Source organism: Schaalia meyeri (assembly GCF_900105015.1).
Taxonomy (GTDB): domain Bacteria; phylum Actinomycetota; class Actinomycetes; order Actinomycetales; family Actinomycetaceae; genus Pauljensenia; species Pauljensenia meyeri.
In genome coordinates, this window is the sequence record NZ_FNLK01000012.1 from 389,309 (window position 1) to 410,984 (window position 21,676).

19 protein-coding genes, 1 pseudogene and 1 riboswitch are annotated in these 21,676 nt (G+C 62.5%); of the genes and pseudogenes, 13 read left to right on the forward strand and 7 right to left on the reverse strand.

Going from position 1 to position 21,676, the window contains the following annotated elements:
- The first annotated feature begins 3 nt into the window (after nucleotides 1–3).
- The 10 genes from BLT68_RS07180 (at nucleotide 4) to BLT68_RS09245 (ending at nucleotide 9,994) form a co-directional block, all read left to right on the forward strand.
- Nucleotides 4–4,479, forward strand: coding sequence for a putative T7SS-secreted protein (locus tag BLT68_RS07180; protein ID WP_131800090.1), 4,476 nt, complete (start codon nucleotides 4–6; stop codon nucleotides 4,477–4,479).
- Complete coding sequence (locus BLT68_RS07185; RefSeq protein ID WP_074633442.1) at nucleotides 4,463–5,008, forward strand: hypothetical protein; 546 nt, start codon at nucleotides 4,463–4,465, stop codon at nucleotides 5,006–5,008. Before BLT68_RS07180 ends, BLT68_RS07185 begins: the two co-directional genes overlap by 17 nt.
- A 58-nt stretch (nucleotides 5,009–5,066) precedes the next feature.
- Nucleotides 5,067–5,630 (forward strand): hypothetical protein, encoded by a 564-nt coding sequence (locus BLT68_RS09240; RefSeq protein ID WP_074633444.1) that lies wholly within the window; start codon nucleotides 5,067–5,069, stop codon nucleotides 5,628–5,630.
- Between the two features lie 89 nt (nucleotides 5,631–5,719).
- Nucleotides 5,720–6,247, forward strand: coding sequence for a hypothetical protein (locus BLT68_RS07195; protein WP_074633445.1), 528 nt, complete (start codon nucleotides 5,720–5,722; stop codon nucleotides 6,245–6,247).
- A gap of 14 nt (nucleotides 6,248–6,261) precedes the next feature.
- On the forward strand, nucleotides 6,262–6,726 hold the full coding sequence (locus tag BLT68_RS07200) for an ADP-ribosyltransferase domain-containing protein (RefSeq protein WP_074633447.1): 465 nt from the start codon (nucleotides 6,262–6,264) through the stop codon (nucleotides 6,724–6,726).
- Between the two features lie 9 nt (nucleotides 6,727–6,735).
- Nucleotides 6,736–7,623: a hypothetical protein gene (locus BLT68_RS07205; protein ID WP_074633448.1), complete on the forward strand. Its 888-nt coding sequence runs from the start codon at nucleotides 6,736–6,738 to the stop codon at nucleotides 7,621–7,623.
- A complete protein-coding gene (locus BLT68_RS07210; RefSeq protein WP_074633450.1) occupies nucleotides 7,620–8,123 on the forward strand; it encodes a hypothetical protein in 504 nt (167 codons plus the stop codon). The genes BLT68_RS07205 and BLT68_RS07210 overlap by 4 nt, the downstream gene beginning before the upstream one ends.
- Nucleotides 8,124–8,462: 339 nt before the next feature.
- Entirely contained in the window at nucleotides 8,463–8,654 is a 192-nt protein-coding gene (locus tag BLT68_RS07215) for a hypothetical protein (protein WP_232618723.1), read from the forward strand.
- Between the two features lie 107 nt (nucleotides 8,655–8,761).
- Entirely contained in the window at nucleotides 8,762–9,103 is a 342-nt protein-coding gene (locus BLT68_RS07220) for a hypothetical protein (RefSeq protein ID WP_232618724.1), read from the forward strand.
- Between the two features lie 345 nt (nucleotides 9,104–9,448).
- Entirely contained in the window at nucleotides 9,449–9,994 is a 546-nt protein-coding gene (locus BLT68_RS09245; protein WP_074633453.1) for a hypothetical protein, read from the forward strand.
- A 262-nt stretch (nucleotides 9,995–10,256) separates the two neighbouring features.
- Here the strand turns inward: BLT68_RS09245 and BLT68_RS09550 are convergent, their stop codons facing one another.
- Nucleotides 10,257–10,568: a DDE-type integrase/transposase/recombinase gene (locus BLT68_RS09550; protein WP_074633454.1), complete on the reverse strand. Its 312-nt coding sequence runs from the start codon at nucleotides 10,566–10,568 to the stop codon at nucleotides 10,257–10,259.
- A gap of 1,497 nt (nucleotides 10,569–12,065) precedes the next feature.
- Between BLT68_RS09550 and BLT68_RS07240 the strand changes: the two genes are divergently transcribed.
- Entirely contained in the window at nucleotides 12,066–13,376 is a 1,311-nt protein-coding gene (locus BLT68_RS07240; RefSeq protein WP_074633069.1) for an ISL3 family transposase, read from the forward strand.
- 30 nt (nucleotides 13,377–13,406) lie between these two features.
- Nucleotides 13,407–13,553 (forward strand): annotated as a pseudogene (locus BLT68_RS09430) (DUF2185 domain-containing protein); the annotation flags it as partial.
- A gap of 99 nt (nucleotides 13,554–13,652) precedes the next feature.
- On the opposite strand, the gene BLT68_RS07245 reads toward BLT68_RS09430, so the two are convergent.
- From BLT68_RS07245 to BLT68_RS07260, 4 genes are read right to left on the reverse strand one after another with little or no spacing between them, the layout of a single operon-like run.
- Nucleotides 13,653–14,516, reverse strand: coding sequence for a class I SAM-dependent methyltransferase (locus tag BLT68_RS07245; RefSeq protein WP_232618725.1), 864 nt, complete (start codon nucleotides 14,514–14,516; stop codon nucleotides 13,653–13,655).
- Complete coding sequence (locus BLT68_RS07250) at nucleotides 14,513–16,012, reverse strand: phospholipase D-like domain-containing protein (RefSeq protein WP_074633456.1); 1,500 nt, start codon at nucleotides 16,010–16,012, stop codon at nucleotides 14,513–14,515. Before BLT68_RS07250 ends, BLT68_RS07245 begins: the two co-directional genes overlap by 4 nt.
- Before the next feature lie 4 nt (nucleotides 16,013–16,016).
- Nucleotides 16,017–16,640 (reverse strand): nucleoside/nucleotide kinase family protein, encoded by a 624-nt coding sequence (locus BLT68_RS07255; RefSeq protein WP_074633457.1) that lies wholly within the window; start codon nucleotides 16,638–16,640, stop codon nucleotides 16,017–16,019.
- Nucleotides 16,641–16,692: 52 nt separating this feature from the next.
- Nucleotides 16,693–17,451, reverse strand: coding sequence for a BglII/BstYI family type II restriction endonuclease (locus BLT68_RS07260; RefSeq protein WP_083313986.1), 759 nt, complete (start codon nucleotides 17,449–17,451; stop codon nucleotides 16,693–16,695).
- 109 nt (nucleotides 17,452–17,560) lie between these two features.
- Here BLT68_RS07260 and BLT68_RS07265 point away from each other — a divergent pair, with 109 nt between their 5' ends.
- The gene (locus BLT68_RS07265) at nucleotides 17,561–18,412 is read left to right on the forward strand and encodes an MT-A70 family methyltransferase (protein WP_232618726.1); all 852 of its coding nucleotides are present in this window, start codon (nucleotides 17,561–17,563) and stop codon (nucleotides 18,410–18,412) included.
- A 35-nt stretch (nucleotides 18,413–18,447) separates the two neighbouring features.
- Here BLT68_RS07265 and BLT68_RS07270 read toward each other — a convergent pair whose 3' ends face one another.
- Complete coding sequence (locus BLT68_RS07270) at nucleotides 18,448–20,931, reverse strand: ATP-binding cassette domain-containing protein (protein ID WP_074633470.1); 2,484 nt, start codon at nucleotides 20,929–20,931, stop codon at nucleotides 18,448–18,450.
- 10 nt (nucleotides 20,932–20,941) lie between these two features.
- Complete coding sequence (locus BLT68_RS07275; protein ID WP_070778746.1) at nucleotides 20,942–21,541, reverse strand: ECF transporter S component; 600 nt, start codon at nucleotides 21,539–21,541, stop codon at nucleotides 20,942–20,944.
- Nucleotides 21,542–21,572: 31 nt separating this feature from the next.
- A riboswitch (TPP riboswitch) is annotated at nucleotides 21,573–21,674 on the reverse strand.
- Between the last annotated feature and the right edge of the window lie 2 nt (nucleotides 21,675–21,676).

Here is a 21,676-nt window from a genome sequence, read left to right on the forward strand (position 1 = left end):
GGCGTGAACGCTCAGGGTGCTCCTGTTTTCACGATTGGCGGCGATCCGGGTGGGATTCGCACGCGCGCCCAGGTGATGGCGGATCGGGCGGCGGAGTTCGCTGACGTGTATTCGGGCCTCACATCCCTGAAGTCTGACGGGTGGAAGGGGCGCGCGGCGGATCGTTTCCGTGAAAAGTTTAAGGTTCAGACCCAGGGGTGGATGGACGCGCAGACCGCGTTTTCGAGTGCCTCTGCGGCTTACCTGTCCTACGCCACCACGTTGGAGAACGCACAGAACCAGTTGCCCGGTATCCGGTCGCGGTGGGAGCAGGGCCGCGCCGCGGTCGAAGCGGCGCAGGCCAATCAGGACAGCGTTCGCAGCCAGGCCGCGTCCGCTGGCGTGCCCGCGGTGTTTGATTCTTCGTGTGACGAGGGGCCGGGCGAGGACGCCATGGCCGCAGCGCAGACGGATTTCAACACGCTGGTCGCCACTGTCAACGATGCGGGGAATCAACTGATCTCGGCGCTCAACGCGGGGATCGCGATGCTCCCCGAACGCACATGGTGGGACGCTACCTGCCGCACGGTCGGCTCTGTGCTGGTTGGCTTCGTGGAAGCCGTCGCTGACTTGTTGAAGCTGGCATGCAAGCTTGGCGGTTTCGATACCGTATTTGATTTTGGGCGCATGCTGATGGGGGACATGTCTTGGGATGAGTACATGGCTAAGCACGCGTATCTTCCCACCGAAACCGTCACAGGTTTGGCCAAAGCGTTATGGCAGGACCCCATTGGTTTCATGAAGGGGCTTGGTAAGGCAGTTTTAGACTGGGATGCGTGGGCCGATGACCCTGGTCGAGCGATCGGACACCTGCTCCCCGACGTGATCATCGCGGTAGCAACGGCAGGTACAGGCACAGGGGCATCCGCGGGCGAGAAAGCCGCATCAGGAGCGGCCCGCGCGGCTCGCGCGGCCCGCATCGGCCGCGAGGTTTTCAAAGCGATCCTGCCGGTCAACCCCGACGATATTCGCGCGGTATCTAAACTCGGTAAAAACCTGGTCGAAAAGCTCTCGAACCGCGGCATCAACACCACGGGCAGCGTCGCGCAGCTATGCAACGATGCAAAGAAGATGACGAGCGCCTTGAACATAGACCACGCGGCGGTCGGGACAAACAAGTTCGCGGGGGCATCCAACCTCACCGGGGACGCATCCCACGCTGGCCGGGGGGCTGACAATCTCGCGGGAGCCTACAACCTTGCGGGAGACACTTCACACGCAGGCCGGGGCACCAACAACCTCGCCAGTGCCTCCAACCTCGTCGGGGATACCACCCACGGTTCGAGCAACCTCTCCGGGGCCTCCAACCTCACCGGGGACGCCGCTCACGCAGGCAGGGGCACCAATGGCTTTAATGGGTCCTCCAACCTCGTCGGGGATGTCGCTCACGCTGGCCGGGGGACTAGTGGTTCTTCGGGTGTCGCCGACACGGCCACGATGGCCGAGGCGTCGCGTGGTTCGCACGCGAATGGTTACGCTCATGCGCAAGTCGGCGGCGGCTCCTACGGTGGTGATACCGGCGTTCACGGTGCTTCATCCACCCACGCGCAGGGAGCCCACCACCCCGATGGCGGGATGCCCGCGAGGGATGTGCACGCCGGATCACGCTCAGACTCCGCCGCCGGTTACAGCGACTCCCACCCGACGGCTTCCCACGACATCCAGAGTGCCCCCCGGGGTGCCTCCCACGACCCGTCCCAGGGCGGCTCCCGGGGTGCCTCCCGTGATGTGTCCAGCTCGGGCGGTCACGGCAATCAGCCGCAGAACTCCCACGCCGCACAGGGCGGGAACGCCTCTGGCGCAGAGCGGGGCTCGTCATCGAATGGTTCGTCTTCGAGTCAAGGACACCACGGATCCGGTCAGGGTACCCAGGGCGGCCCACAGCCCACCAACCCCGCAGCCCCCAAGCACCCCACAGGTGGGGACGCCGCTGCCCCGCAGCGCTCCCAGGCTGCGGTGAGCGGCGAGGCCCCGCGCGGCAGCGAGGCGGCCACGCCCAGCCAGGCCTCGCCCAAGCCCGCTGCAAAAACTCACGCGCCCGACGCTGACGCTCCACACGCTAAGGGGGACGCGTCCAAGCCTGCCCCCCAGGCGGAGCCATCCAAGCCCGCACCCGACACCGACCGTGCTCACGCCAAGACCCACGAGCCCAGGTCCGCGCATCCCACCCAGGACTCCCCCACCAAGACCCGCGAGCCTGCGGGAAAGGGCGAGGTGAATGAAACACCCGTCGCGGCCGACAAGCCGACGACGGAGCACCACGCCGGAAACAAGCCTGGCTCGCACGCGGGCGAGAAGCGCTCGGGGCACGCAGCCGACACGGACAATAAAAACGCAAACAACTCGGCACACAAGCAAGAACCCGAGACCAACTCCGAGGCCAACCCTGGCGAACAAGCGCACGAGGACGCCGCGAAGTCCAACAACACCAAGCAGACCACGCGCGACGACCCGACAGCTGACAAGCACGCCCCCAACGAGAAGGCAGAGGACCCCGCAGACACCAAGACCCACGGCGATAAGGACGAGACAAGCACGCCCCCGGCGAAGGACAACGCGCACGATGCCAGGTCCGAGGCGGATAGCAGGCCCACCAAGAGCAGTGAGCCCGAGCCTGCGGAAAAGGGCGAGGTGAATGAAACACCCGCCACGGCCGACAAGCCGACAGACAAGACCCCCGCTGAGAACACCACGGCCGATAGGACAGACAAACACGCTTCCACCAGGCAGGCTAACGACGCAGCGGACGCGAAGCAACACGCCGACAAGGACGAGAAAACCAAGCCCGCCACGAAAGACAACACGCACGAGGCATCGCCCGAAGCGGACAGCAAGCGTGCAGACGACTCGGCACACAAGCAAGAACCCGAGACCAACTCCGAGGCCAACCCTGGCGAACAAGCGCACGAGGACGCCGCGAAGTCCAACAACACCAAGCAGACCACGCGCGACGACCCGACAGCTGACAAGCACGCCCCCAACGAGAAGGGCGAAGAACCCGCAGACACCAAGACCCACGGCGATAAGGATGAGGCAGACAAGCAAGCCTCAGAAGATGGCACGCTCGACAAGAAGGATGCGGACACCACACGCCACGACGGCGATAACCTCGCCAAGGATCACGGCAGCGATCCCGACAAGGACAGCAGCCACCCCAAGGAAACCAACGACAAGTCCAACCGCCCCAACGATGGCGACACCTCGCAACCCGATGGCAAGGATCATCCGAAGACCAAGGAAACCCAGAAGGACAACTCCGCAACCAACACCAAGGACACTGACAACTCGAAGCACTCCAAGGAAGAGAACACACCCAAGCACGACAAGGATGCAGACCAACAGAAGGGTACCGACTCAACAGCAGACAAGCACGCCCGCAACGGACGGTCCGACGACGCCGCGGATCCAAAGCCACACCGTGACAAGGAAAAGGAAGAGGCAGGTTCATCTACCAAAGACCCCGACAGCGAGCATCCCGATGATTCTTCTCGAAAGAACAGCGCGTCCGAGTCCGCTGACGGCGACTCCAGCGATTCATCGCGCGATGAGCGCGGCACGGAGCACGGAGATCGTGACGCCGACGGCGATTCGGGCGAGCACGAAAGCTCCACGAGTGAAGGAGGCCAAGAGAGAAAGGAGTACGAGGATCTGCACGATCACTCGCACGATGGCCAGGCAGATCCCTCCTACGACCCCAGCGCTGATCCTCACACCAACTATGACGCGGATTACGACACCCCACCAGACCCATCCGTCGACCAGACCATCGGCTTCCCCGAGGGAGTCGACCCGTACACCACGCCACCCCGGACGCGCCGCCAGCTTCAGGAGGCACTGGAAGCCTGGCCAAACTACAGAAGAAAAGATCTCCCTCCAGACGCAAAGGACTGGCACACGGGCAGGTTCGGCTTCGACGACATGGTCAATCCCGAGCGCGCCCTGGGCTTCAATCCCGACGGATCTCCACGATCAATGAAGGACTTCATGGACACCTTCTTCGACGAGAAGAAAGGCACTATGTGGCCATCCGATGTCCCCGGACAACGAAAGAGCGGCGCGCTCCTCAATGAGGACTACCATGAGTACGCCTCCATTCAACCTTTCATTGACGAGCACGGATCAGACCTGTGTCGAATCGGAGATCCCGAAGGTAAGTTCGCGGCCGCAATGCACAAGGACGGCTCCGTCCCATCGTTTGGCGAACGAGGATTGTTCCAGCCCTTCTCCCTGGGCGCACCGGATATGCGCGCACGCCTGACCGGATACCTTCCCGAGGGACACACCGTCAAATACGGCCAGGTCGCCCCCGCATTTGGCCAACCCGGAGGAGCAATACAGCTGCAGATTTGGGGACCCGAGGAAACAACAGGTAAAATGATAGAATTACCGTTAGAAACATGGAAGAAACGAGGAATCATTGAGTATGTCCAACACGATTAGCGAAGATGAGTTCATCAGGACCCTCGTCCCCTTGCTTGACCGAGAAATTTACGTTGTCAGCGAGGACCACGTCAAGTTTCAGAGCAACGATCTCAATGTCATGATCCACACGTGGTACGAGGACGGTTTCTACTTCGGGGGCTCAAGCGAACGCCTCTCCCCCCCCGGCAGCTATCTGCGAGCGAACTCTCTTACCCCCGTGAAGCAGTGGCTAGCCATGCGCAACTTTGACCTACTGCGCTATTGCCTCGGCCTCGAGTACTTTGACATCAGGTTTCGGGAGCTGCTGATCGCGCCGCACTGGTCCCACAGACGCGGCACTACCGACTATTCCGTTGAGCTGTGCCACAACGATCAACCCACCGGCATCATCGTTGGCAAATCCTCCGACGAAGCCACCAACCTGACCTGGTTCCTCAACCACACACCCGAACGCCTCCTCGAAATCGCACACATCGAGGACGTTGAGGAGGCCTGCCAGGCCCTCTTCGGAACCACACACATCCCATTCGGTGAGGACGACGACTGACACGCGCAGACCTACCACCCATTCAAGAAACACAGTGAACCACCAGGGACTATTCAATATGTCCAACACGATTAGCGAAGATGAGTTCATCCGGACTCTCGTCGCCCCGCTTCATCGAGACGTCACGGTAGTTAGCGAGGAGCACGTGTGGTTTCGGAGCAACGATCTCAATGTCATGATCCACGCGTGGCGCAAAGGTAACTCCTACTTGGGCGGGTCAAGCGAACGCCTCTCTCCCCCCCCCCCCGGCACCTTCGTATGGTCTCATTCTCTTACCCCGGTGAAGCAGTGGCTCGTCATGTACAACTTTGACCTACTGCGAGCTTACCTCGACCTCAAACCATTTGACATCAGTTTTCGAGAACTGCTGATCGCGCCGAACTGGTCCCACCGACCCGGCCCCAATCAGTACTCCCTCGAACTGTGCCACAACGATCAGCCCACCGGCGTCTTTGCAGGCAAATGGTCCGACGAAGCCACCAACCTGACCTGGTTCCTCAACCACACACCCGAGCACCTCCTCGAAATCGCACACATCGAGGACGTTGAGGAGGCCTGCCAGGCCCTCTTCGGAACCCCACACATCCCATTCGCGCCACATAAACGACCGACGCACGCGTAGGAGAAAGACATGCTACGGGAAGAGTTTCTAGACATCACCAAGAGTCTATTAACAGAGCACAATATGAGTGCGGTATAGACGAGCAGGAGTTGAGACTTAGTATTCCCTCCGGCCCTTCAACTTTCTGCACACGCAGCAGTAAGGCTCCTTCCTCGTCGGCGCAGCCCGTTGCCTGTTACACCGCAGATGACACACCCGACAAGAAGGAAGCGAACGCCACCCGCCACGACGGTGATAACCACGCCAAGGAGCACGGCAGCAACCCCGACAAGGACAGCGACCGCCCCAAGGACACCGACGGCGACGGCAACTCCGACAAGGATTCGGTCGAACGTAAGGATGCTGACCCCAAGGCGGAGGACTACTCCGCCAATGGCAAGGCCGATGACGCCGACGCGCACAAGACCACCGAAGACGCCCCGAGGCCAAGGCCGACGACGCCGATACTAAGTCCGCTGCTTCAGACGGACATGGTTCGGGCGATGGCCACGGTGATGGGGAGCGCCCCCTCACCAAGGAGGAAATTGAAGCGCTCCCGCAAGCTCCTGGGCGCAGAGCGAGCGCGGAAGAGCTCGACGCGTGGCTGGACGCATGCATCGAGCAGAATCCGGATCTGACGCGTCAAGAGCTAATGGCTGCCTACGACTACTCAGGTCCGCAATATAAGGAGATCAACGGCTGGCTTCGTGACCCATCAATGGCTGTCTCGGCCGATATCCCCGAGACAGTTGAGACCCTCAATAAATTCCTCGACAGGTTGCCACCACATAACGGCAGAGTATACCGAGGAACGAAGGTGCCTGGACACATTCTCGACGAGGCACTCCGTACCGGTGTCTACCGCGACCCTGCATTCTTCTCAAGCAGCACAAAGCCCGGCGTTGCAGAGAAGTTCATGAATTCAGGCGCACTCGACCCCGGAGACAGACGAGTCCTGTTCGAGATTGAAAGCGCTTCGGGTTCAAACATCCGCCCAATGTCTATGTTTGCCACACAAGACGAAATCCTTTTTAAATCCGGACTTGAGTTTAAGATTGAAAAATGGACGGAACATGCAGACGGAAGTTACACCATCAAACTAAGGCAGAGAGAGTAGGATGCAGTTATGCCCATCGCTGTGAATGGAAACGTTAACAGAGCGCAGTTGTGGCTTGCCGACCACCACTGGTGGGATTACCCAGAGATCTGGAAGCTCCCTAAGCGGCCCGAGGACGGCCAGCTCGACTGGGAGCGCCTCTTTCCACACCAGCGTGACGTCATCCGCCGTTTCTCAGCCACGCTCCGCACATTATCGGGCTTACCTGCGGTGTTGCCTTCGATCCCCTACCAGCCTTTCGGGACCCCGAGCCCGCAGGGCTGGGTCATGCCTATCAGATCCGGCACACGCGGTGAGCTTCGTTACGGCGAGTGCAGCTTTGAGGGCTCTATTCTCTCCCATCACCCCATCCGAGGGACCGACACGTTCGCGCTCCTCATCTATCCAGGCCGGATCAATCCCTGGTTTGTCATCCGCGCAGACGGACACCCCTGGCACACCAATCCATGGGCAAACAACACGCGAGTGGGGTCCATCTGGGTGCGCACTCTTGCCTGGCAGCACACCTCTCATCAGATTCTGCCATTCACCGAGGTAGCCGTTCCGCCGCGGACTGTGACTACGCAGCTGCGCACGATCTACATGGAGCGGAACCCCGACGATCCTGACCTGTACGGCTCGCTCACAGAGCTACCGACACCGGTGGACGAACGCATCGAGGTTCGAGATGTCCCCGTGTGGTGGAAAGAACCAGAGTACCTCCTGTGGAAGCGCTTCCTTCAGCCCGAACCGGGAAATCCGGACTCCTATTGGAACGGTCCCAACACTCTCGACGAGCGCACCGCTTACGAGTGCATCATCCAATACGCAGGCCTGCTCCGCGATTGGACATCGCCTTACGTCCCCTCGCCCGACTTCATTGAACGCTTTGACTGGAAACCACGGGAGGAATCATGAACGAAGATAGCATCAAGAGTTTTTTAGCTCTTCTCGAGTCACTGCCGCCGACCCCCTCGGTTACCTTCCGCGGATATGTCGACACTTCCATCACGGAGCCGCGTGCGATCTCATCTCCCATTCTCACGGCAACATCGCATAGCATTTCCATTGCGACAAACAACCTGGAGATTCCGCAGATCGCTATTTTTATCGGCCAGAATGGACGAGACCTAAGCAACCTCATGATGGGTGCTCCCTCTTTCAATCTCGAAGAGGTCACCTACATGCCCGGATCCTACTTCTACCAGCATCCAGCACAGGAGTTCCTCGGAGTGACAATCCAGCTTTACGAGGAAATGCGCCTGACCGAAGGAGGAAAGAGCCTCACCCCTACCCGTGTACTCGACTCCTGGACACCCATTCTCATTGAGTTTGAGCCTGCGCTCCGCGCTGCTCGTAGCCAGCGCGTCGAACTACCCGAAGGGGCATCAGAACGTTTTCTCATTCCCGTGGGGTAACGTTTCAACACGAAGGGAAGCAGCGCTGACGGACCACTAGCTGTTCGACGAACGATGTCATCATCGACTATCTCACCCGACGATCGGCCAAACGGAACGTCACGCTGCACGCCCCTGCTGGTCGCCACGGCAGCCAGCCAGAGCACACACAGCTCGTAACAGCTGGCTGCACTCGCTCCTTCGGGGCACATCTCGAGCACGCGCCGCACACACCGAACACCACGCATTCCCGACGGTACGGACCTGCACGCACCGGGTGTCCAACGAGAGAGGCATTCAAGTACAGGACGACGCTCCATACTGAAGACACCGGCATGTCAACCACGGGAGGATGTGATCATGGACGTACTTGAGCAGCTGATCGAACGGGCGAAAAGCTTCGGCGTCTCTGCCGACCTCATCGGCGACAACGACTGCGTCTTCGGATACGAGGCGTCAATGAGTCAGCACTTTTGGATTGACGATCGGCAGTATCACTTCGGCTCCGACGAGAGAGCAACCACCTACTCCTCGCGCATGTGGACGTCTTAGCCTCAACCCTCTCCCTGGAGGATATCGTCGCACCTACTCCTCGCGCATGTGGACGTCTTAGCCTCAACCCTCTCCCTGGAGGATATCGTCGCACCTACTCCTCGCGCATGTGGACGTCTTCTCCTGACATCGCACCCCTGGCTCTCATCGACCTTGTTGGCTCCCTCTACCGAATGGCTGCAGGTTACCGACGGAGCGACATGGACTACGGGTGGCGCTCCTTCCCCGTTGGCTGGACGATCCAACGAGTGGCGGGATACTCCTCTATGCGCATCGCTTCCGAGAGCCGGCCCGAGTTGAGCTACGACACCAACGAAATCCATCAGTACTTGCATATCCGCTCGCTCACCATCTATCCGGTTAAGACAGTGCTCGACATGTTCTTCGACCCCGAAGCGCCCCCTCTCGGCACTCGGGCTTACATTCACAACTTCTATGATCGTGTCTAGTGAGCGAAGACTGGTATCGGCATGTCGTTCGAGATGGTCACTCCACTGATTTATGCAGACTCAAAGATCCCGGTGGAAAGTTCGCTGCAGCAATGCACAAAGATGGAACACCGTCCTCTTTTGGCGAACGGGGATTGCATCCCTTCTCCCTAGGGGCACCAGATATGCGTGCACGCCTAACAGGCAAACTTCCTGATGGTTGCATTGTTAAATATGGTGAAGTAGCTCCAGCATTTGGCCGGCCCGGTGCTGCTATACAGCTACAGATTTGGGGACCCGACAAAATGACGGGTATACTCAGAGAGTTGACACTGAGAGAGTGGGAAAAGCGGGGAATCATTCAATATGTCCAACACGATTAGCGAAGATGAGTTCATCCGCACTCTCGTCCCCTTGCTTGACCGAAAGATTTACGTTGTCAGCGAGGACCACGTCAAGTTTCAGAGCAACGATCTCAATGTCATGATCCACGTCTGGTACGAGGACGGTTTCTACTTCGGGGGCTCAAGCGAACGCCTCTCGCCTCCCAGCACCTACCTGCGTGCAGATTCTTTAACCCCGGTGAAGCAGTGGCTCGTCATGGACAACTTTGACCTACTGCGATATTGCCTTGATCTCAAACCATTTGGCATCAGTTTTCGAGAACTGCTGATTGCACCACACTGGTCCCACAGACCCGGCACTACCATCTATTCCGTTGAGCTGTGCCACAACGATCAGCCCACCGGCGTCTTCACAGGCAAGTGGTCCGACGTTGCCACCAAGCTGACCTGGTTTCTGAACCACACGCCCGAACGCCTCCTCGAAATCGCACACATCGAGGACGTCAAGGAGGCCTGCCAAGCCCTCTTCGGAACCACACACATCCCCTACAGCAAAAACTACGACTGACACGCGGCAGACCCGCCACCTGTCAAGTTCTGGATTTTGTGGAGGGGCGTTTAGGGCGTTTCTTTTCGTGGTGCTGTGTGTTGGTTTTCTGCTTGTTGTGGTGTGATGCCGCCTATTGCGAGGGGGAGGCGGTAGGTGTGGTACCAGTGGACCCAGGCTGAGGTTTCGCGTTCAACTTTCACGTTGGTCGTGCCAGGGACCGGCGTAGCGGGGGCGCGCCTTGTTGTGGATAAGTTCAGCTTTGTACACGGAGTTCAATGCTTCAGCTAGGGCATTGTCGTAGGAGTCGTCCCTGGAGCTCGCCGAGTCTGCCGCCTTGCGCTGGGCTAGTGCTTGCCCGTAGCGCACGTCGTCGATATTGGACACCCTGGTCGGAATGGTGCACGAGCCCGCTGGTGTCCATGCCCTCGCGGCAGCGCTGGTAGATCGCCATGTTCAAGGTATCCAGGGCCAGGTCGGCACGCAGCGAGAAAGAGACCTTCCACCCCAGGATTTTGCGCGAGTACACGTCGGTGACGAAGGAGACGTAGACCCAGCCGACCCGGTTGGCACGTAGGTAATGTCCGCGCCCCACAACTCGTTGAGATCATGGGCAGCGAAACGACGATTCACCAGGTCTGCTGGGCATGCCCGCCTCGGTGCCGGGGCCGTGACATGGCGGGCCCGGCACCGGCTCACACCGCGAATTCCCATACGCCGCATCAGCCGCTCAACCGTGCACCGCGCGACATGCCCCACGCCGGTATCTGGTCGGTTAGGAAAGCATGCATTTGACGCAAGATACTCCCCACCATACCCGGGACACTTCAACACCCAAGTGAAACCCACACCGCCCCTGCTCGGGTATAACTCCCACAATCGGGGGTTTTTCGGACCGCCGGGGCGACTCCGGTTTCAATCCGGAGAGTCGCATCAAGGTTATGGGGCGGGCTTGTACGCTGACGGGACTGCCCACGTCCGCCTGAGCGGGTTAGCGCGCGCCTTACCGTGTTCACGCGCACCCCAGCGGATGCGGGTTAAGCGCAATCACCTAACAACAGGCTGTCTAGCCCGCGCAAGCCACCAGGGCGAGAACGCGCAGCACACGCGAGCCCCGCACCTGGATAGGAAACAGCCTCCTGGATAGGAAACGGCCACCTGGATAGGAAACGGCCACCTGGATAGGTTAATAACCTATCCACGAGCGCATAACCTATCCAGCAACACACTTCCTATCCATGAACCAGCCACAAAAAGGCAGCGGAGCACCAGCAGCGGAGTCGGACCACTGCAAGGTTGACGGTGCCGCGAAAAACGGCGCACAACCCCGGCCAGCACGCGGCACCTGATCCCACGCGGACCGACAGCGAAAACAGCGACTACACCCAGGAGAAATCCAGCAGCAGACCACGAGCCCGAACGGGCCGACACCCGCGGGCACCACAACGCGCACACCCCAGGAACCTCCCCACACCACCAAACCACCAAACCACAAAGCCACAAAGCCACCCTTCCAACAACACACGGCGTCCTATAACCCCAAAGACCTCCACCTCTACCGCAACCCACGACCAAAACCCGATCACCCACACTCAACTCGGAAGATCCTCTATGAGCTTATTTTCGAGGCAGATGAACCAGGGTTCATGACCCAGGCGCGCGGATCGGGACTCACTCTTTACGAAATTGCCAGCAAGATGGAGAGACGACGGGAGCTGGCCGATCGCATGGCCGCCTATCTCGACAGGGACCTGACACAATGTCACGCGTTCACACTCGATACAGGGAGAACTAACGATGCCACCACTTATTTTCGCAATGCAGGCGGCTGTATTGTTTCTCGTAAGATCATTGAAGGAAAGGGGGCATCAAGTCGCTCCCAGAGCCCTCAGCCAACCCCGCCGACAACGGTTGGCGCGTCTTACCTGACCGCGATGACGACGCTTACCTCGCCGATCCGAACAACCTAACGGGGCTCTTCATAATTGAGGGTGTGGGGGTGGTATGCGGGGTTCGGTGTGTCGTGGCCGGGTAGGGGTCGAGGTCTTCCGATGATGGGGGTTCCTACACCGTCCATCCGAAAGACCTCGACATGTCCAATGCTACCTTTGGTCGCCCTGACCTGAGCGCCTTCACGGGCCTGGATGACCTAGGACTGGAAGTGATGGGTCAGCGTGTAGGAGGCGATCGGACCGTCTTGGCCTGCAAGGTAGTGGGTGAGGATCGGTGGTGCCGACAGTGTGGGGGCGAGGGCGTCGTACGCGACACGGTGATCAGGCGCTTGGCTCACGTACCCTACGGGTGGCACCCCACCATGTTGCACGTGAGCGTGCGCCGCTACCGCTGCCAGACGTGTGCTCACGTGTGGCGTCAAAACATGAGTGCAGCAGCCGATCCGCGCGCGAAGCTCTCGCGCGCAGCGGTGCGCTGGGCGCTGGTGGGCCTGGTGGTCCACCATCTGACGGTGGCGCGCATCGCCGACGTATTGGCCGTGTCATGGAACACTGCCAATACCGCGATCTTAGGTGAAGGCCAGCGCATACTCATCGATGATCCTGATCGTTTCGAGGGAGTGTGCGTCATCGGTGTTGATGAGCACGTGTGGCGCCACACCCCTTACGGCGACAAATACGTCACCGTCATCTTGGACTTGACTCCTATACGAGACCGTCGTGGTCCCTCCCGGCTCCTGGATATGGTCCCAGGCCGCTCCAAGCAGGTCTTCAAAACCTGGCTCTCTTCCCAGCCCGACACGTGGCGCGAGAACATCGAGGTCGTAGCGATGGATGGATTCACCGGGTTCAAAAGCGCAGCCGCTGAAGAACTCTCAGACGCAACCGCGGTCATGGACCCCTTCCACGTCGTACACCTTGCCGGTGATGCTCTCGATGAGTGTCGCAGGCGCATCCAGCAAGAACTCCACCACCGGCGTGGGCGTGCCACCGATCCCCTGTACAAGGCCCGCAGAATGTTACACACCAGATCCTGCCTGCTCACCCCGCGCCAACAACACCGGATCCTCGACCTGTTCGCCAGCGATTGCCACGTCGCCCTCGAAGTCACCTGGAGCGTCTACCAGAGTATTATCGACGCCTACCGCGATCCCAATAAAATCCGCGGTAAGGCCCTGATGCAAGCCGAAATAGACCGTCTCAGCAACGCGGGTGTCCCTCGCTCCCTCACGGAGATCATCACACTGGGAAGAACGCTCAAACGCCGATCCCGGGACATCCTGGCTTACTTCGATCATCCACACACCAGCAACGGTCCTACCGAAGCGATCAACGGACGTCTCGAACACCTACGCGGATCCGCACTCGGGTTCCGAAACCTCACCAACTACATCACCCGCTGCCTCCTCGAAACAGGAGGATTCAGACCCCAACTACACCCTCAATTATGAAGAGCCCCTAACGGTTCTTGATTTCAATGTGATTTCAATGTTCTCTGTGACATTGAGCCCGCCTGCATCGGCATCTACGACCTGCCCGTCGGCTCCGACATCCAGCTCGTTGTCGAACCCGACGGTCGCCGCCGCTGGTTCGACAACCACACCGAACGCGAAATCACCTGCCGGTAAGGGCAGGGCTGCGCAACGACGCACGCCCACTCACTCAACCTGCCCGGGTGCGCTCAACCCGCCGAGGCGCACCCTGGAGCGATTCTTAATCCCCGTGGGTTAGCGCCTGCTCACCCACACGAGCGTCGTATAGGGGACGGCGAGGCTTTCACCGGGCGCGTAGCCCAGATGCTCGTACAGGTACCAACGCAGGTTCTCCTGCATGCGCGCACGCCCCTGCTCCGAGGCCCGAATGAACGAGGACCGTGTGGTTTCCAGAGCGAGTATCCGTTCAGGCGTCACCAGATCCTCCCACGGAACCTGGGTCAGGCGCATGGGCGCGAAACCGCCGCCGGGTAAGGGCGGCCGGTCCGGCCGGTGCACGTCCCCCGAACGCATGATGCGCGTCAGCCGATGCACCCACGGCACCGACACATCCATCTGGTTCCACACGATCCCCAGGACCCCGCCCGAATCGAGCATACGCGCCGCCTCGATCCCGGCACGCTCGGAATCCACCCAGTGCCAGGACTGGGCAAACACGACGATGTCGTACATTCCGTCCGGTAATCCCGTGTCCTCCGCGACGCCGCAGTGCCAGGTGACCCCCTCGACCGACGAGGCCTGGGATCGCATCGCTTCCGACGGCTCCACCGCGTCCACGCGCGCGCCCGCCCGCGCCAAAAGCTCGCTCATCTTCCCGGTGCCCGCCCCAATGTCGGCCACCCGCAGGGGCCGCCGCCCACGCCCCCGGGCGGCGGAGGCCAGCAGCGCAGCCACTGCCCCGGCCGGGTAGGCGGGCCGCACGGAAGCATACGATCCGCCCTCGCGCTCGAAAGGATTACAGCCGACCTCGGGGGCTCTGGCCTCGGCGGCGCACGTCTTGGACACTCCGGCCTCCGCGGCGCCCGGGGATCCGCCAGCCGACGCGCCCCCACGGTCCCCGTCCACCGCTAACATGGGCCCGTACCCGTCGATGCTCACAGGAGGGAGCTCCACAGACGACACACGTTGTCGATGTAGTGGACGTACCAGGGCTGGCATCTCCACTCCTGGTAGGTCAGCTCCCGCGAACGCTCACGGGTGCGCTGATCGTTCGCGTGCAGCAGCTCGACCAGGCGTGGGTCTTGGGCCAGGAGGGTGGTTTCGTAGTTGAGGCCGAACGAACGCACATCCATGTTGGACGAACCGATGGCGCAGAGGCTGGAGTCGATGACCACGTACTTGGAATGCAGCATGGTTGGCTTTCGGTACAGGTGGATGCGCACGCCGGAACCCAGGAGCAGCCCGTAATAGGAGCGCTGCGCGTGGCCAACCAGGAACTGGTCAAACTGTTCGGAGACGAAGAGCTCCACCGCGACCCCGGACACGGCTGCGTTCGTGAGGGCGGTGACGAGGGCCTCGTCGGGGATGAGGTAGGGGCTGGTGATCGACACGTGCGATCGGGCCGAGGAGATCATGGAGACGAAGGCACGCAGGTTGGGTTCACCCCTGTAGGCGGGTCCCGAGGGGACAACCTGCATCGGCGAGGCCGTCTCCTCCTCGCACTGCACCTCGCCCGTCGCGGGCGGCGGGGTCAGGTCCGCCGGGGTGAGGACTTCCTTGCAGGCGTAGTACCAGTCGGTGGCGAACACGGCCTGCGTCTGGGCGACGATGGGGCCGGTGACGGTGATGGTCGTGTCCTCGTAGGTGATGCCGGCACGCGCGTAGGCGGGGGTGTCGTAGTCGGGGGCGACCAGGTTGTGGGAGCCGACGAAGGCGACGCGTCCGTCGATGACCAGGAGCTTGCGGTGGTTGCGCAAGTCGGGTCTGCGGATCTGTCCACGCAGGGGCGCAAACGGCAGCATCGCGTGCCACCGAATGCCCGTGGCGTTGAGGCGGCGGCGAAATTCGCGGTGACCCGGGATGGTGCGCATGCCGTGGTGGTCAACCAGGAGGCGCACGGTGACCCCGCGGGCGGCGGCCCGCCCGAGCGCCTCGTAGAAGGGTGCGGTGACCTCGTCCCAGGAGGTTTGGTAATAGAGTGCGTTGACGTGGTGGGTGGCGGCGTCCACGCTGGCGGCCATCGCGAGGAAAGTGTCAGCCGTGTCGTTGTAGAGGCACCCGACGCGCCCCCTGCTGGCGGGGAAGCCGGTGAGCCTGCCGGTCAGGCCCATGAGGGCGCTCGCGTGGTCGGGACAGTCGGGGGCCTCGTTGAGATCGGGGGCCGAGGCGGGGGAAGCGTGCAGGATGTCATCGACGAGGGCGCGGGCCTCGGGGTCGTCATCGAGGGCGCGTCCCATCGCCCACCACGATCCGAAGATGAAGTACAGGGGGACGCCCACGAAGGGCAGCATGAAGATGAGGAGCAGCCACGCGGTGGACGTGGATGCACGCCGATACTTGGGGACGACGCCCAGGGCGACAATGCGGATGACAAACTCGATGGCCCCGAGGAGGAGCCATGCCCACGGCGGAGGTTCGGGGGCTGGCACTGGCATGCCTTCAGTTTACAAAGCGCCCCAGGTCCTGGTCGGCCCAGCGCTGCCAGTGTGGCGCGTACGTCGCCCCGTCCCGTGTAAGCGCCCGCCTGCGACGCACGGCCTGGCCGGGGTCCGCCAGCCAGATCGTCAGGTCGGCGTCAACGTCTATGGCCCCACAGCCTTCGATGATCGTGGGCAGCGCGGACACGGCCTTCGTCTCGCCGGGTGCGTCCTCTTCCCAGTCCCAGGCGACGTAGGACGAGGGCCTCCCCGCCCGCAGGTCGGCGGCGATGCGCCGGGCGATCGTCGCACCCGCCTCCAGGCCGTCCCACCCGGGGTACCAGTCGTCCATGTGGAGCACCTGCCACGCTTCCAGCAGGCGCACCAGGGCGCGGGCCAAGGTGGTTTTGCCGGACCCGGAATAGCCGTCGATGGCGACGACGGGCATGCGCGCCGGCGCTCGCTGCCCGTCCCTCCCCTCTCCTTCCCCTCGCTGCCCCGGTGCCCAGGCCGTGGCCGTCCGGCCGCTCAGCGCGCGCAGGCGATCGGCGAGGGTGCGTGCGGCCTCACCCGGTGCGACGTCAGCGGGGACGGTGATCCTGCACCCCGGCCCGCCGTGAGCCTCCGGCCAGATCAGGGCGGTCATCGAAAAAACTCGTTCACCACTACTCGACCACCGAACATGCTCATCCTGCTTTTCAATCCGGATCAAACTGGGTGTGATCCCACGTATGCGCGCTCACGGCTACTATCGCCACCGGGCAGGTGCCCGCCTCGCCGCGGTCCAGACGCGGAATCGCCTTATCCAGGCTCGTGACCGTCGTCGTCGTTAAATCGAGCGGAAGCGCTAATTCACGCTGTCGATCACACCTCTTCTTTGCGGGGCATTTCGTCGCAATGCGAACGTCTTCGGGCCTCACTTTCAAATGGTCTGCCCAGAGCTCGCACGCAATGTCAAACAGAGAGGCGCGATCTTTGGTGATGATCACTGCTCCATCAATGAGCCCATCCTCATACCACGCACGATAGGCGGCCAGATCACGGTCGAGATTGCCATCCTTCGCGTTCCATTCGACATCGACCAGTACGCGACCTTTGCGATTATCCACCCAATACGAAGGCATTTCCACCGCGGGGAATTCATCGAAGGAACGCCCCTTTTCGCGATATTCAATACGACCCTCACGCCTGACAACGTATCGACATTCGGCCCAGCCGCGAGCTCTCAGCGCACAGTTGAGCTCGTCTGCCATCGCGGAGTTATTTCCGCCAGCGCGCAAAAGAAGATTTGCAGAAAAGCTGAATTTGTCGAGAACATCAATGATATCTGACCATTCATTGGGCGCGACGGCAGACAGGACGCCACACGCATTTCGCACCTCATGAAACGAGTACTTTTTTCGCACGCTTACGGGGACGATACCGGGGTCATCGTACGACTCTGTTTGAACCGTCATGCGGCCATATTAGCACGGGTAATAACCATATATTGCGTATGACGGAGACCACTCACCGTCAGCCAATTTAGATCTATATTTAGATCTATTTGGTACTAAAATGGGCGTCATGAGCAACGACCTATACGCCCCACTGCCCACCGTCGCAGGCGGCTTTTCAACGATCATGTCCGATCCGCCGTGGCGCTTCCAGAATCGGACAGGAAAAGTTGCTCCGGAACATAGGCGACTCGGGCGCTACGGCACGATGTCACTCAATGACATTAAAGCGTTGCCGGTTGCTGATATATCAGCAACGAATGCGCACCTGTACCTCTGGGTCCCCAACGCACTCCTTCCAGAAGGAATTGAAGTGATGTCTGCGTGGGGATTCCGTTACGTCTCGAACATCGTCTGGGCAAAGAGACGAAAAGATGGCGGACCTGATGGACGGGGAGTGGGGTTCTACTTTCGGAACGTCACGGAACTCCTGCTGTTCGGAGTTCGCGGGCGAATGCGAACTCTCGACGCTGGGCGGCGCCAAGTAAACATGATCGAAACACGCAAACGCGAGCATTCAAGGAAACCCGATGAACAATACGATCTGATCGAATCGTGTTCACCGGGACCGTACCTCGAGATGTTCGCGCGCTATCCGCGACCCGGCTGGGCAGCGTGGGGCAATGAAGCGGATGAGGGCATCGAACCGCAAGGAAAGGCCTACAACGGATACCGGGGCGGCGAGATCGAACCCTCACCGACTCCCCTCCCATCCCTGGAGTCGCACCAGCGCCTCCCCCACGACTTAGAGGTCGCCGTGGGCGCCGAGCTCCGACGCCAGTACGAGCAAGGAAACTCCATCAACGACCTCGCCTCCCTCCACGGGTACTCAATCGCGCGCGTGCGCCGCTACCTCAGCCTCGCTTCTACTCCCCTGAGGCAGCGCGGAAAAGGGCCTCATCCCACGGCCACCAAGGAATAACGCAGACGATCCGAAAGCCGTGCTCACGGCCCAACTCATCGGCCCACCAGGGCGAAACTGCCGGTCCAGACGCTGACGCTCAACGCGACCACGGGCAGGGCAATGGCCACGGCCATGAGGGCACCGTCGGCAACGCTCAAGCGGGAGGGGCGTGCCCAGGTGCGCCGCCCGGCCGCGCCGAAGCCTCGGGCCTCCATGGTGGTGGCCAACTTCCCGGAACGCCGCAGCGCAAAGACCAGCAGCGAGAAGGATCCGCGCAGGAAGGATCGCACCCTGGATGCGTCGCCGACGCCTCGGGCGCGCCGGGCGCGTTCGAGAGCCTTCCAGTCGGCGGCCATCAGGGAGGTCATGCGCGCGCCCGCGAGCGCGGCCAGCACGGGCCGGGCTGGCAGATGCAGAATCTGTGCCAGCCCATCGCCCATGTCGGTCGGGTCGATGCGGTCGATCAACGCGATCGCGGGCACGACGATCGCGCACATGCGCAGCCCGATGCCCAGGGCCAGCCACACGGAATGCTCCGAGATCGCCGCGGGGCCAAACTCCCAGAACACGCGGCCGCCCGGGGAGGCGTAGAGGAGCATGGACAGCGCGCCCAGGGGCGCGGCAAAGAGGAGGGGTGTGGCTTTGAGCGCGAAGCTGCGCGCCGAGACGCCGGATAGGGGGACCAGAGCCAGTTCGAGGGCGAGGGCGACCCCCGCACTAACCGGGTCGATCGAGGCCAGCAGCGGCGTGGTGGCGACCAGCAGCGCGATCACGCGGACCACCGGGTTCGTGCGCGCGAGGAAGCCGCCGGCTCCGCGGGGGCGAGAGAGGACGCAGGCGGGGGTGTCCGAGCCGTTTGAGGGACCCCCGGCTACCTCGCCCGTGGCGACGCGCCCCGAGGACTCGCCGCCACCCGACTGGCGACCCGGCACTTCCTCCGGGTGCTCGGCCTCGTCCCCGCCTGGGCGCCCCAGAGAACCCAGGTCGATGACTCGCTGGCCCATCGCGGCCACGAACGCGGGGTCGTGGGTGATGGATACCAGGGTGACGCCTCGGGACAGGGCGCCGCGCAGCAGGCGCACCAGGCCCAGCCACGTTCCGCGGTCCTGCCCGAAGGTGGGTTCGTCCAGGATCAGCAGCTCCGGGGCGCTGATGAGCGCGGTTGCCACGGAGAGGCGCCGTTTCTCACCGCCGGAGAGGGTCATGGGGTTGGCGCGCGCCAGGGCGGACAGGCCCAGGGCATCGAGGTGTTCGTCGACCAGGGGGCCGATCTCGTCCTCGCTCATGCCGACGGCGCGCGGACCGATGGCCAGTTCATCGGCGACCGTGGCGGCCAGAAACTGGTATTCGGGTTCCTGGAAGACCATGGACACGCGCCCCAGCAGTCGGCGGCTGGGCCACTCGTGAGGGGCGGAGCGCGCGGCGTCGGCGATCGTTAGCTCGACGCCGCCATCGATCGGAGGCAGCAACCCCGCGAGAGTCAGCGCGAAGGTCGATTTTCCGGCACCGTTAGCGCCCACGATGCACGTTGACTCCCCCCGCTTAATCGACACGTCTATTCCGGAGCGCACGGGGGAGGCAGAGTCATACCCGATCGTCAGCCCACGCACCCTAGCGATCGGCTCCCTCGCGGACACCGGCTCCCCCACCGACCAGGCCGAGGTCTCCCCCCGGGCGTGCCCGCTCGGATCGGCGGGATCCGCCAGGGGACAAACCTCGGCGACAACGTCGTCGCCGGGCAACCAGATTCCCTGATCGCTCAGCTGCTTACCCCGCCGCGCGATGACCTGGCCCAGCGGGCCGTCCGCCACGATCTCGCCATCTGCGACGACGATAACGCGGTCCACCAGGGAGGCCCACACGTCGACGCGGTGCTCCACGACGACCAGGGTCGCGCCGGTGCGCTCCACGACGGCCTCGACGGCGCGACGCACCTCGGCCACCCCCTGGGGGTCAAGGTTCGCGGTCGGCTCGTCCAAGAGGATCAGCCCGGGTCCCATCGCCAGAATCGACGCCAGGGCGAGACGTTGCTTCTGCCCGCCCGACAGCTGCGAGGTCGAACGATCCAGGGGAACATCCAAGCCCACGGCCGCCAGGGAGTCCTGCACGCACGGCCAAATGTCGCCGGGCGCCACCCCCATATTTTCCATGCCAAAGGCCACGTCGTCGCCCACGCGGGCCAGGACCACCTGGGCCTCGGGGTCCTGCATCAGCAGGCCGACGCGGCCGCGCGACTGGGCCGGGGGAAGGCCATCGATGGTCAACGACCCGGCGGCTTCACCCTCCTCGGCGCCGCCCAGCAGACCGGCCAAGCCACCCATGAGCGTCGACTTTCCCGACCCCGACGGGCCCAGCACCAGGACACGCTCGCCCGGCGTGATATCGAGGTCGACATCCGCCAGCGCGGCGCGCCTCCGCCCGGCGTGCCGCCACCCCCAGCCGCGCGCGCACACGCGCGCGCCCGTTCCCCCGCCCCGCGCAACCGGGGCGTCGGGAGAGGAAACGGGTGGGCGGGAGGCGGCCGGGGCCTCGTCCATCGGGCGCGGGTCAGACAAGCTCGCGCGCCCCGCGGCCCGAGGCGAAACGATCCAGGGCACCCGTGCGCGCCAGCGCGCTCGTCAGCGCCCACGCCAGCACACCAGCCAGGAGGATGCCGGAGACGACGCCGCACACCAGGTAGGAGGCGTTGTAGACGACGCCCTTGGCGAGGTTTCCGGAGATGAAGAGTTCGAGCACCCATTCGACGGCGAAGGCCAGGGCTCCCGCGCCCGAGGCCACCCACACGTTGAAGCGGCGGTAGGCGAACAGGGCGAAGACGATCTCGGCGCCCAGGCCCTGGGCGAGACCCGAGTACAGGGTTTCGACCGCCCACTGGGAACCCAGGCCCATGGAAACGGCCGCGGCCATCAGCTCGACGAAGAACGCGGCGCCGGGCTTGCGGATGACGTAGCCGCCGAGCGTGCCGCCCAGCAGCCAGACGCCCGTCACCAGACCGCCCAGGCCGGGGGCGACGGCCTTGAGGATCTCGTAGCCCGCGTAACCCACCTGGTTCCAGGCAAAGAAAATGAGGCCGCACGCGATGCCGAGGACGGCGGCGGTGACGATGTCGATGACCCTCCAACGGAGGGACGGGGCAGTGGTAGCCATGCGGATGTAACTCCCTTCGTGTTGCACGGCGGCCACGAGGGAAGAGCCTTCCTACGCCGGCATGACCCGGATCAGGTTCTACGGTCGGGGATTGTCCCCTCTCAGCTCACGTTGAGCTCCCGTGGCACGGTGGTG

Coding starts and splice junctions, on each gene's coding strand:
- BLT68_RS07215 (WP_232618723.1), top strand. CDS start 8,463: ATGGACGTACTTGAGCAGCTGATCGAACGGGCGAAAAGCTTCGGCGTC.
- BLT68_RS07210 (WP_074633450.1), top strand. CDS start 7,620: ATGAACGAAGATAGCATCAAGAGTTTTTTAGCTCTTCTCGAGTCACTG.
- BLT68_RS07185 (WP_074633442.1), top strand. CDS start 4,463: ATGTCCAACACGATTAGCGAAGATGAGTTCATCAGGACCCTCGTCCCC.
- BLT68_RS07255 (WP_074633457.1), bottom strand. CDS start 16,640: ATGACCGCCCTGATCTGGCCGGAGGCTCACGGCGGGCCGGGGTGCAGG.
- BLT68_RS07200 (WP_074633447.1), top strand. CDS start 6,262: ATGGCTGCCTACGACTACTCAGGTCCGCAATATAAGGAGATCAACGGC.
- BLT68_RS07275 (WP_070778746.1), bottom strand. CDS start 21,541: ATGGCTACCACTGCCCCGTCCCTCCGTTGGAGGGTCATCGACATCGTC.
- BLT68_RS07240 (WP_074633069.1), top strand. CDS start 12,066: ATGTCCAATGCTACCTTTGGTCGCCCTGACCTGAGCGCCTTCACGGGC.
- BLT68_RS09240 (WP_074633444.1), top strand. CDS start 5,067: ATGTCCAACACGATTAGCGAAGATGAGTTCATCCGGACTCTCGTCGCC.
- BLT68_RS07220 (WP_232618724.1), top strand. CDS start 8,762: ATGTGGACGTCTTCTCCTGACATCGCACCCCTGGCTCTCATCGACCTT.
- BLT68_RS09245 (WP_074633453.1), top strand. CDS start 9,449: ATGTCCAACACGATTAGCGAAGATGAGTTCATCCGCACTCTCGTCCCC.
- BLT68_RS07250 (WP_074633456.1), bottom strand. CDS start 16,012: ATGCCAGTGCCAGCCCCCGAACCTCCGCCGTGGGCATGGCTCCTCCTC.
- BLT68_RS07265 (WP_232618726.1), top strand. CDS start 17,561: ATGAGCAACGACCTATACGCCCCACTGCCCACCGTCGCAGGCGGCTTT.
- BLT68_RS07205 (WP_074633448.1), top strand. CDS start 6,736: ATGCCCATCGCTGTGAATGGAAACGTTAACAGAGCGCAGTTGTGGCTT.
- BLT68_RS07260 (WP_083313986.1), bottom strand. CDS start 17,451: ATGACGGTTCAAACAGAGTCGTACGATGACCCCGGTATCGTCCCCGTA.
- BLT68_RS07270 (WP_074633470.1), bottom strand. CDS start 20,931: ATGGACGAGGCCCCGGCCGCCTCCCGCCCACCCGTTTCCTCTCCCGAC.